The sequence below is a fragment of the Bacillus sp. JCM 19034 genome (assembly GCF_001310635.1).
Classification (GTDB): domain Bacteria; phylum Bacillota; class Bacilli; order Bacillales; family Bacillaceae_D; genus Halalkalibacter.
Genome location: NZ_BAXR01000035.1, coordinates 1 through 11,246 on the forward strand (window position 1 = coordinate 1; position 11,246 = coordinate 11,246).

The following is an 11,246-nucleotide window of genomic DNA, read 5'->3' on the forward strand; positions in this document are numbered from 1 at the left end:
CGTATATACCCAACAACGTTCAACTTTTCACCCTCCCGTTACATAAATTTTAATTTTCGTAACGCTTTTTTAACGAATAGCGAGTATTATACGACCGTCTCTTGTAAAAATACAACCCAATTTTTGTCTGCCCTGTTGCTAAACTAGTAACCTTCTTAAGTAACCTATCTTTTATCGCCAAGAGCTTTGTCATTTTCATTAGTTTGTGGGTTTTGCAGTATAATAAGTCTTCCTGCCACTTAAAATGTCATTTCACCTGTTTATCGCACTTCTTAAAAATCAAAATATTAAATCAATACTCCATGATGGTACTACCTTCATGAGCTATGAATTTCACAAAGCATAATCAAATGTTGCCCAAAGTTAACAATTTCTAACACAAAAACAAAAACACCTGTTGCCTAATAAGACAAACAAGTGCTTGTAGTTAATTCTAAAACACAATCCTGAATACTGCTGAACTCTTATACTAATTAAGACATTTCCACTTCAGTAATTTCCATTTTTTACCTCTTCAAACCAAAAATTGAAAATATCATCTGGTAAAAGCTCTTCGTCATTTGAATAAACTAAATCATATCTATATTTTCCTTTTAAACTATTCTGCTTCACATTATAATGTAACTTTATCTCTGTAGGCATTTCTTTTCCATATTCTTTACATTTTTCATGAATTTTTTCTAAATTTTCAAGTCCAATATCTAAAACAGCTTCTTGCCTTTGTTCAGAGGTATCATAAATCAATGCTTTCTTACCTATCGTGCTTATGCTATTTACTGCATCATTTAAGTTATGCTTAAAAACAAATTGACTATTTATTTTAAAAAATACGTCAAAAACATACATTTCTGGCTCATAGGAACAGTAAATGTAAATATCCTCTGCTTTATTTTCAACGTATTCTAAACAAATAGCTACCATATCTGCTTGTAATTCAGAAAAATAATCTTCAAATACTTTACTCAAGTCTATCACCCCTAATTTTTTAATCTTACTTTCTTAATAACACCATCTATATTATATTTTATTTCAAAGCTTGTCGGCCTTAATCCAGTTCCGTCATAATTGACTTTAACATTAACGGAAACCTTCTTCCCTTCTTTTATGGCTGTAGCCCATTGATTTTCTAACTTCTTGTATTTACTCAAATTCACATTACTTGATTGAGATACAAGATTATCTAAATCTGGAGAGCCCCCAAACCTATCACCAGCTAAATGTCCAGCATGGTCACCCGTTTCTTTTCCAGGCGTGTTTGATTTATGTGGTAATCTACTATCTCTTTCTGTTAATTTTAAATCATCTGCATTAAACTCTTTAAGTCTCCCCATATTGTCAGTCTCATATAAATACTCATATTCTCCTGCTTTATACTTAACATTCGGTTTCAAAGCACCATCCGTACTCATATGACTTCCGGCTCTAATAACACCATCTGTAATCTTATCTGTTTTATTACCCGTACCCTATGTTGTAATCTTAAAAGCTAAAAATAAAAAAACCAGCCATTATACCACCCTATTAAACTACTTCTTTCTCGTGCACTATCGGCAATTTATAGGCTGTTTTATGCTTCATCATGCCATAAACAATGTTCACAAGCCTTCTCATGATACAAACCAATGCTTGCCCCTTTGTTTTGCCTTCCTTAAGCTTTCGTAGGTAGTAAGCATGAAACACAGGATTCCTCGGCAGTTTACTTCCTTTTGCTACTTGCACTTGTTGTACTGCTAGGTTGTAAAATAAAGCATGTAACGCCCGATTTCCCTGTTTGCTTTTTTGTTCCTTACCTTTCCCACCAGACCCAAAGTAAACTGGCGCAATACCCCCAAATCGTGCTAATTTGTTGGCATTCGGAAACCGTCTTACGTCTCCAATCTCTGCAATTAATGCTGAAGCTGTTACGAGGTCAATGCCTGGCATGGAGTCTAGTTGAAAGTCTAGTAAACTCATTAACTCTTTTAATTCTCTTTCCACATAGTTCATTTCCTTCTTTTTAAACACAATGTCTCGAACGATGCTTCTTACTAGAAAGTCTCGCGTTTCTTGATGCTCTTTTGTTGTATGACCATCTTCTTTAACTAGCCTCAATATGTCATTTGCCTTTTTTACTGAACATGCATTGTTACTGGCTTCTAATAAAAAAGTGGTCAATTTCTTCACACTTACACCGTCTAAACTTGAAGGTGAAGGGTATCGTTCCCAAAATGCCAATGCTGTTTTTCCATCTACTTCGGAGAAAAACTTCTTATAGCTTGGATAATGGTGGCTCAATTGAATGTGCAGTTGGTTCTTCAAAGCACCTTGAGCTTTCACCAATGCATTTCTTCTAGTTACCAATTGTTGTATCGACCAATATAAATCATGTGGTTTAGCGTCTGGCAACTGGTTCAATTGGTTTACCAATACTCTAGCTACACATTCTGCATCCCAGCTGTCACTTTTTTGTGTGGTCATGTGGCTTTTTCGTTCAGCGTATGAAAGTGCTGGGTTTACTTCTTTCACAACCTGGCCATGGTCGGTTAAAAACTGTGCTAATGAACGTCCATAGCCTCCGACATCTTCTAAGCCAAATACAGGCGTCAATCCATCATCTAAAAGTTTATCAATATCTTGTAAAAACTTGGAGAAGGCGGAAGGCTTATTTTCGAACTTTATTTCACCTAGTTTCTCTTGCCAACAATTAATGACCACCGCCACATGGTCGTGCTTATGCAAGTCCACACCTACATACAAGTGTTTCTGCTTTTCATGCATGGCTCATCCTCCTATTCAGTTGTCAATCATTGAATGAAAATGCCGGCAACCTTAGTTCGAGCGTTCACCTAACGGTGCGCATTGGTACGAAAAGCCTATCCATTTTCATCGCTACATAGTAACTTATAAGAAAATACGAGCCTTTTTTAAGTTAGTTTGTTAAATAATTGCTTCATGTTTTCCATTTGCTTGTATTTGTCCGTATGTATATATCCCTTGATAAAAACTTTCTCGGTCTAATATTCGCTTCACTTGTACTTTCGTAAATGCTTTCCCTTGGGTTGTTTGATAGCCTTCTTCATTCAGTGCTTCTGCCAACCTAGACAGTGACCATTTCTTATGTAGCTGTTTAAGCTCAAATAAGCGTTTCACTACTTCTGCTTGACCGTTATGTATCTTTAGTTCCTTTTCACCTTTTTTCTTTTGGTAGCCAAATGTTGCCCTTCCTCCAGCATATCCACCTTCCTTTGCCTTTTTATTTCTTCCTTTCGTTAGTTTGAGGGCAATTTCAAGCCGTTGATATTGGTCTAATAACTCCATTAAGCCATTGATCAAAAAATCGTTTGGGTCTTTCTTATGGATACTGTAAAATGGCTGTTCAATGCTTTTAATGTCACAGCCATATTTCTTCAGCTCTCTTTGTATCAGTACCTTCACAATATCTGACCGCCATAATCGGCTTGTGTTCAGCACCACCACATAATCAATTTGGACAGACGAAAGGTGAGCCAACATTTCCTGTAAGCCCACCCTGTCAATTTCTAATGCTTCTTCATTTAGTTTTGCGCCACTAATTCCTTCATCTCTAAAAATATGAATCAAGTTTAAGCCTTGTTCCTTACAATATGCTTTAATTTCCTCTTCTTGATATTTCAAGCTATATCCATCTCTTGCCTGCACTTGAGTGGAGACTCGTATATACCCAACAACGTTCAACTTTTCATCCTCCCGTTACATAAATTTTAATTTTCGTAACGTTTTTTAACGAATAGCGAGTATTATACGACCCTCTCTAGTAAAAATACAACCCAATTTTTGTCTGCCCTGATGCTAAACTAGTAACCTTCTTACGTAACCTACCTTTTATCGCCAAGAGCTTTGTCATTCTCGTTAGTTTTTTAGCCATTCCCTGTCTTAACTACCCCTACCATATAAAATGTCATCTCTCCTAATTATCGTACTTTTCTTACTATCCAAGTATTAAAACGATACTCCTTGATGGTACAACCATCATGAGCTTTCGATTTTCATGTAAATCATTTTCTTTTTGTCTCACTCAAAAATCCTCACTTTCTTTTTACTAGATTTATGTATCTGTATCGTTTAGCACTACGAGCTTTGTCATTGTTGTCTTTAGTTTGTGGTTTTGTAGTATAATAAGTCCTCTTTGCATGTAAAATGTAGTCTCACCTATTTATCTTATTATTTTCACAAACACAGTATTAAAACAGAATGCCTTGATGGTATAACCATCATGAGTTATGAATTTTCATTAGCATTTTTCATGTAGACCAAAGCATAAATTTCTCACAAAAAACAAAAAGCACCTGTTGCCTATTAGACAATCAAGTGCTTAAAGTAAATTAAATAAGTGTTACTAACTTACGGGCATTATATCAAGGTTTAGATACTACCGACAAGTATCTATTCTGTTAACATATTTAGAAATTCTTCAAAGCTATTACTTACAATATATGTTATAGGATTTAAATCTGAAGACTCTTCATGATTCCAAACGCATACAATAGGCTCTTCAACATTGTTACGATAGTCTAAGCAAACAAAGTCACCTGCAAATAAAACAGCTATTGGTAGCAGTTCAGTACCTACTAAATTTTCATCAAAAACAATTCTTTCGTCTAATTGTGTTCTAACTACTCCTATATCGTATCGTAATACTCATCATCTCTTTCCCCGGTTACTTTTAAAATACATTAAAACTTATCAATTGCATAAGAATGGTTATTACACTTAAAACTATCCTTTATAGGAGTACCACCATTATATTTTTTTATAAATTCTTTATACGTCTCTGGTAAATTTATTCTCCACTTACCTTCCTTTTCAGAAAGCAAAGTATCGTCCGGCAAGAGAAATATTATTGATCCATCCTTAAATTCCATTTCTATACCTCCTCAATAATATTATCTTGGAGCGTCGGCCCACATCCCTTTTGTCCTTCCACCATTATGAGGTGTAATATTATGAATACCAAAGGGGACTAGCTCCATTTTATCATCTGGATTGACGGCTCCAACGACCATTTGATCGCCGCCCATTGTGATGTAATGTAAGAAGTTCGACACGGTTTTATCTTCTTGAAACTGGGCGGAACGGGTCTTCATCCCCTTCCATTTTATGAATTTCTTACAATCATATTATAAGTTGTCCAAAGCAAAATTCTCTCACAAAAAAAAGCACCTGTTGCCTTTAGACAATCAAATGCTTAAAAAATCATTGTAATCAATTTATTTGAGTATCTCTAAAAATTCAGTAAAGTTATCTGCAATCTTATAAAATACAGGATCAAACTCGCCTGCTTCTTCATGTGACCAGACACACACTGCAGGATTCTCTTTATTAACTCTAAAATCCAAACATACAAAATCACCTGCGAAAACAGCCGATATTGGCAATACTTCTGCACCTAGTAAATCTTCATTATTAGTTAATCTTTCCCCTATCTGTGAAAATACAACATCAATATCATAGATCCCATTAGGGTTATTTTCAATGTCATCCAACATACATAAAAACCTTTCAATCATATAAATACGACTGTTACATTCAAAGGTAGCATCTTCTACCTCTGCTCCGTTATTTTTTTTATGAAGTCCAAGTATGATTCCGGCAACTTTAGTCTCCAAAACTTTTCATGTTTCTTAATCAAATCTTCTGAAGGTAATGGTTTTACAATAGTATCCTGTTTTATTATCATTTTATTACCCCTTCCTCTTTAGTTTAATTATCTTGGAGCATCAGCCCACATTCCAGGTGACCTCCCACCATTGTGTATGGTAATATTGTGTATTCCAAAAGGGACTAATTCCATCTTACCTGGTATTTCTGTGTGATGCCAAGTCATACCTTCTGGTCGTCCACCTATTGCTTTATCAAGCCATTTAAATTGTTCTTCATCTGGTAATAACCATAGCTTTTCTGGTAATTGCTTAGTATCAACAACTAGCCCAGCACTTTTAAAATCAGCATACCCATATCTCATTCCTTCTACTTTAGTAACTTTCACATCAGGAATCAAACCATCAGCCATCGCTTTTTCTTTAATCAATCTTTTTTGACGAGCAGATAAATTATCAGCACCTGGAAAGGATTTATTCCATGACCATGTCGTATTTGAGATAATTTTCTCTTGATACAACTTGGCATAGTCTTCAATGACTTCATCAAATTTCTTGTTACCATTTATATAATCATCAATATTTCTTAAATTAGTTTCACTAACTCCCTTATCTTTAACCGTACCCTATGTTGTAATCTTAAAAGCTAAAAATAAAAAAATCAGCCATTTTACTATCCTATTAAACTACTTCTTTTTCTTGTACTATTGGTCATTTTTAGGCTGTTTTTATGTTTCATAGTGCCATATCCATCTCTCGCTTGCCCTTGAGTGGAGACTCGTATATACCCAATAACGTTCAACTTTTGATCCTCCCGTTACATAAATTTTAATTTTCGTAACGCTTTTTAAACGAATAGCGAGTATTATACGACCGTCTCTTGTAAAAATACAACCCCATTTTTGTCTGCTCTAATGCTAAACCTAGTAACTTTAACGTTACCTATTGTTTATCGCCACGAGTTTTGTCATTCTCGTTAGTTTTCTAGCCATTCCCTGTCATAACTACCCCTGCCATAAAAAATGTCATCTCGCCTAATTATCGTACTTTTCTTACTATCCAAGTATTAAAACGATACTCCATGATGGTACAACCATCATGAGCTTTCGATTCTCAAACAAATCACATTCTTATTGTCTCACTCAAAATCTTCACTTTTTATTATTCACTATCTTTATGTATTCTTATTGTCACCACCATTAGCATTACGAGCTTTGTCATTGTCTTTAGTTTGTGGGTTTTGCAGTATCATAAGTCCTCTTGGCATGTAAAATGTCATCTCGCCTGTTTATCTTATTATTTCTACAAACAAAATACTAAAACAGAATGCCTTGAAGGTACTACCTTCATGAGCTATGAATTTCATACAACCTTTTTTAGTTGTTCAATGCAAAAATTTCTCACAAAAAAACAAAAAGCACTTGTTGCCTATAGTAGACAATCAAGTGCTTGAGGTTATTTAAATAAGTGTGACTAACTTACTGGCATTCTATCAAGAGTTAGATCCTACTAACAAGTATCTATTCTGTTAACATATTTAGAAATTCTTCAAAGCTATTACTTACAATATATGTTATAGGATTTAAATCTGAAGACTCTTCATGATTCCAAACGCATACAATAGGCTCCTCAACATTGTTACGATAGTCTAAGCAAACAAAGTCACCTGCAAATAAAACAGCTATTGGTAGCAGTTCAGTACCTACTAAATTTTCATCAAAAACAATTCTTTCGTCTAGTTGAGTTCTAACTACTCCTATATCGTAATACTCATCATCTCTTTCCCCGGTTACTTTTAAAATACATAAAAACCTATCAATCGCATAAATATGGCTATTACACTTAAAACTATCCTTTATAGGAGTACCACCATTATATTTTTTTATAAATTCTTTATACGTTTCTGGTAAATTTATTCTCCACTTACCTTCCTTTTCAGAAAGCAAAGTATCGTTCGGCAAGGGATAAATTATTGATCCATCCTTAAATTCCATTTCTATACCTCCTCAATATTATTATCTTGGAGCGTCGGCCCACATACCTTTAGTCCTTCCACCATTATGAGGTGTAATATTATGAATACCAAAGGGGACTAGCTCCATTTTACCAGGAACCTCCGTATGATGCCACGTCATCCCTTTTCTTGTACCACCTATTTGTTCATCTAACCACTTAAACTGTTCTTTATCCGATATCTTCCAAAATCTATCTGGTAGCTGAACAGTCTCTTCTACAACACCTGCACTTGCAAAGTCGGCAAATCCATACCTCATACCATCTGCTTTTGTAACCTTTATTTCAGCTCCATTAATCCATTGACCAAAAAATCGTTGGGGTCTTTCTTATGGATACTGTAAAAGGGTTGTTCAATACTTTTAATATCACAGCCATATCTCTTCAACTCTCGTTGAATCAGCACTTTCACAATATCTGACCGCCATAATCGGCTTGTGTTCAGCACCACCACATAATCAATTTGGACAGACGAAAGGTGAGCCAACATCTCCTGTAAGTCCACCCTGTCTATTTCTAGTGCTTCTTCATTCAATTTTGCGCCACTGATTCCTTCATCTCTAAAGATGTGTATCAAGTTAAAACCTTGTTCTTCACAGTATGCTTTAATTTCATCTTCTTGATATTTCAAGCTATATCCCTCTTTAGCTTGCCCTTGAGTTGAGACTCGTATATACCCAACAACGTTCAACTTTTCACCCTCCCGTTACACAAATTTTAATTTTCGTAACGCTTTTTAAACGAATAGCGAGTATTATACGACCGTCTCTTGTAAAAATACAACCCAAGATTTAAAAGCCAACCCAATATAAGAAACACTCTTACACGTTACCCATTGTTATCGCCACGAGCTTTGTCATTGTCTTTAGTTTGTGGGTTTTGCGGTATCATAAGTCTTCTTGACATATAAAATGTCATCTCGCCTGTTTATCATACTTCTCACAAAATCCAAATATAAAATCAATACTCCATGAAGGAACTACCTTCATGAACTATGAATTTCAGTAAAGCATCATTCGTGATTGCATAAAATATAAAATAAAAAAGCACTTGCTGCCTAAAGTAGACAATCAAGTACTTTACTCTTCATTGTAATATTACAATTTAATCTATATACTCTGCTGTACCTATAAAATCCAATTTGTATGCACTTTCGTTTACTGAAGCTACATGCCTTCCTTCTTTATCATAATTATAGTTAAAAACCAAAATAATGGTATTATATTTAGAGTTTAACTTAACATCTCTAAACTGCTTTATTAACTGATCATCATATGAAAAATCCACTAGAAGCTCTTTTATATCATCTTCAGCATCCGGTATCCAGTCTTTTTCAATTAAGTCTCTATCATAATATCCTAATTTAAATTCTTTCTCAAAAGTAGAAGGAATACTATCTCCATCTTCGTCATATTTTACTTCAGTGTATTTTTCGACCTCATCAAAATTTTCGAAGTATCCTAACCACAAAGAAACATCGTTTTTCAATGTTTTTACCTCCTTAAACCTTCTGGTAAATCTAAAATTCCATTTTTCATTCTATTACTAGCCATTTGTTTAGCTCTCTTACAAAACTATCATAATCAGTAGCAGAATCAATGATTTTTAAAATCTCGTTATGTGCTTTTGTAGAACCTCGCCTTCCATGACTTCCGGGAGGATTAATAAATTCAACATCTTTAAGGTCCTCATTTCTTTTATATCATCCATGCTTACACCCCATTTTTTAAATTGGGGAGTTCTTGCTACAAGGTGCCACTCATGATATCCTCCTGGACGTCTTATCCTATCTTCAATCTTACTTCTCAAATGAGGATTACTCCACATTTTCTCAAAATCATCTACTGATAGATTATCAAACCACTTATTAAACTCATTATTTCTAACTGAAGGAATCTGTATATCTTTACCCGTACCCTTAGGAATATCTAAAAATGTACTTTATGAAAGGATGGCAGTTTATTCAACCGTCACCCAATATGATTAACTAGCTTTCGCTTCAGGCATTTCAGGCATGATATAAGCCGTTTTATTTTTCATCATACCATAGATTATTCTGACTAATCTTCTCATAATGCAAAGTAAGGCTTGTGACTTGGATTTCCCATCACTTAGCTTACGATTATAGTAAGCATAAAAGACAGGATTACGAGGAATTTTACTCCCTTTACATACTTGGACTTGTTGAACAGCTAGGTTGTAAAAGATGTCATATAGCTTTCGATTACCTTGCTTGGTTTTCTTCATCGTTTCTTTACCGCCCGAACCCATTTTGATTGGGGTTATTCCTGAATATCTTGCTAGTTTATCTGAGTTAGCGAACCGATGAATATCACAAATTTCTGCAATTAATGCAGAAGAAGTAACCGTATCAATCCCTGGCTAGTTTCGAGCTGCATTCCTAACGTTTTAATGGTTACCTTTAACTCTTTATCTACCTTCTTGATTTCCTGCTTCTTAAAGAGAACATCTAAAAACCATACTTTGAATGATAAAGTCTCTTGATGTTTGGTACTCACGCTTCACCTCTCCATCAGCTTGAACAAGTGATATTATTTGTTCTGCCTTTCTAGTGGAACAAGTATTATTACTCGCTTCTAGTAAGAATGTTCGTAAGTCCTCTACTGTTTCCCCCTCCAAATGAGATGGTGAAGGATAGCTTTCCCAAAAGGCTAAAGCTGTTTTCCCATCCACTTCTGAAAAGAAACCCTTATAGCTTGGATAATGATAGTTTAATTGCATATGCAGTTGGTTTTTCAAAGCAGTTTGTGCTTTTACTAAAGCGTTTCTTCTTCCAACAAGTTGAGCGATTATCCAATGAATATCAGATGGTGTAGCTTCAGGTAAATACGGTAGGTCACGTATTAAAACCCTTGCCACACATTGAGCGTCCCAACTACATTCTTTTGTGTCATCGCATAGCTGTTCCGTTCTGCATTGGATAAAGAGGAGTTAACAAATTTCACAATGTAACCTTGTTAATCAAATATAACGCCGATAACTTTCATGATAATTTCCCCCTCCGTTACGCAAATTAGGGTTAATGTAACGCTTAGACGCTATTATTAACATAAATTCATTGTATGCGGCTTTAACGATACAATCAACCCCTTTACCGATACAAGTTTGTGATGTATCGTAAAAGGTAACATGAAAAGAGGAAGGATATTACCATGCCTATTACAATCAAGCTAAAGGAAATCCTTAAAGAACGTGACCTTTCACAACGAGAATTGGCACGAATGACAGGCTTCGCCCTAATACAATAAGCCATCTTTGTTCAGACAACGTAGATAGGGTATATCTATCAACATTAGAAACAGTGTGCAAAGTGTTAGACATCGACATTCAGGAGTTAATCGAGGTGGAGTAGCCTCTCGCCATAGTAATCGTTCTTTTGTACGTCAAAGTTGCGAAAAATTTAAAAAGGCAAGGAGAAAGCGAAGGTATGGCTTTGAAGAATAGAAATGGTGGTAACTGATGAAATTATGGTTATTTGCTTAATAAAATAAAGAGTAGATAGGGCATACGTTTTAAAGATATTGTACGTACTAAAGAATTGGTTAAAACATCGTATAGGGCTTACAAGGTTTAAGTCTATTATCTGAATAAAAATGG

Annotated in this window: 12 protein-coding genes and 3 pseudogenes; 1 reads left to right on the plus strand and 14 read right to left on the minus strand. The window is 35.0% G+C overall.

All coding sequences use genetic code 11. The features are described from left to right. Positions 1 to 489: 489 nt before the first annotated feature. The 14 genes and pseudogenes from JCM19034_RS20170 to JCM19034_RS21395 all read right to left on the minus strand — a co-directional run. Positions 490 to 966, minus strand: coding sequence for a hypothetical protein (locus JCM19034_RS20170; protein ID WP_062052576.1), 477 nt, complete (start codon positions 964 to 966; stop codon positions 490 to 492). 11 nt (positions 967 to 977) lie between these two features. Continuing rightward, positions 978 to 1,409, minus strand: a complete 432-nt coding sequence (locus tag JCM19034_RS20175) for a DNA/RNA non-specific endonuclease (protein WP_062052577.1) — start codon at positions 1,407 to 1,409, stop codon at positions 978 to 980. A 112-nt stretch (positions 1,410 to 1,521) separates the two neighbouring features. Beyond that, positions 1,522 to 2,718, minus strand: coding sequence for an IS110 family transposase (locus JCM19034_RS20180; RefSeq protein ID WP_197276468.1), 1,197 nt, complete (start codon positions 2,716 to 2,718; stop codon positions 1,522 to 1,524). Between the two features lie 198 nt (positions 2,719 to 2,916). Further along, the gene (locus JCM19034_RS20185) at positions 2,917 to 3,693 is read right to left on the minus strand and encodes a recombinase family protein (RefSeq protein ID WP_062052579.1); all 777 of its coding nucleotides are present in this window, start codon (positions 3,691 to 3,693) and stop codon (positions 2,917 to 2,919) included. A gap of 708 nt (positions 3,694 to 4,401) precedes the next feature. Continuing rightward, entirely contained in the window at positions 4,402 to 4,641 is a 240-nt protein-coding gene (locus JCM19034_RS24340) for an SMI1/KNR4 family protein (RefSeq protein WP_370622285.1), read from the minus strand. Between the two features lie 50 nt (positions 4,642 to 4,691). Further along, a complete protein-coding gene (locus tag JCM19034_RS24345; RefSeq protein WP_269431741.1) occupies positions 4,692 to 4,880 on the minus strand; it encodes an SMI1/KNR4 family protein in 189 nt (62 codons plus the stop codon). Positions 4,881 to 4,901: 21 nt separating this feature from the next. After that, positions 4,902 to 5,102 (minus strand): HNH endonuclease, encoded by a 201-nt coding sequence (locus tag JCM19034_RS23760; RefSeq protein ID WP_062052580.1) that lies wholly within the window; start codon positions 5,100 to 5,102, stop codon positions 4,902 to 4,904. A 123-nt stretch (positions 5,103 to 5,225) separates the two neighbouring features. After that, entirely contained in the window at positions 5,226 to 5,624 is a 399-nt protein-coding gene (locus JCM19034_RS20200; RefSeq protein ID WP_231687074.1) for an SMI1/KNR4 family protein, read from the minus strand. 98 nt (positions 5,625 to 5,722) lie between these two features. Continuing rightward, complete coding sequence (locus tag JCM19034_RS20205) at positions 5,723 to 6,136, minus strand: HNH endonuclease (RefSeq protein ID WP_231687075.1); 414 nt, start codon at positions 6,134 to 6,136, stop codon at positions 5,723 to 5,725. A gap of 999 nt (positions 6,137 to 7,135) precedes the next feature. Beyond that, the gene (locus JCM19034_RS20210) at positions 7,136 to 7,609 is read right to left on the minus strand and encodes an SMI1/KNR4 family protein (RefSeq protein WP_062052581.1); all 474 of its coding nucleotides are present in this window, start codon (positions 7,607 to 7,609) and stop codon (positions 7,136 to 7,138) included. Between the two features lie 21 nt (positions 7,610 to 7,630). Further along, positions 7,631 to 7,888: an HNH endonuclease gene (locus JCM19034_RS20215; RefSeq protein ID WP_062052582.1), complete on the minus strand. Its 258-nt coding sequence runs from the start codon at positions 7,886 to 7,888 to the stop codon at positions 7,631 to 7,633. A 26-nt stretch (positions 7,889 to 7,914) separates the two neighbouring features. Then, positions 7,915 to 8,319 (minus strand): annotated as a pseudogene (locus tag JCM19034_RS20220) (recombinase family protein); the annotation flags it as partial. A gap of 413 nt (positions 8,320 to 8,732) precedes the next feature. Further along, positions 8,733 to 9,116 (minus strand): immunity 22 family protein, encoded by a 384-nt coding sequence (locus JCM19034_RS20225; RefSeq protein WP_062052583.1) that lies wholly within the window; start codon positions 9,114 to 9,116, stop codon positions 8,733 to 8,735. Positions 9,117 to 9,611: 495 nt separating this feature from the next. Beyond that, positions 9,612 to 10,597, minus strand: a pseudogene (locus JCM19034_RS21395) (IS110 family transposase); the annotation flags it as partial. Positions 10,598 to 10,801: 204 nt separating this feature from the next. Between JCM19034_RS21395 and JCM19034_RS20245 the strand changes: the two are divergent. Next, positions 10,802 to 11,001, plus strand: a pseudogene (locus JCM19034_RS20245) (helix-turn-helix domain-containing protein). Positions 11,002 to 11,246 lie beyond the last annotated feature (245 nt).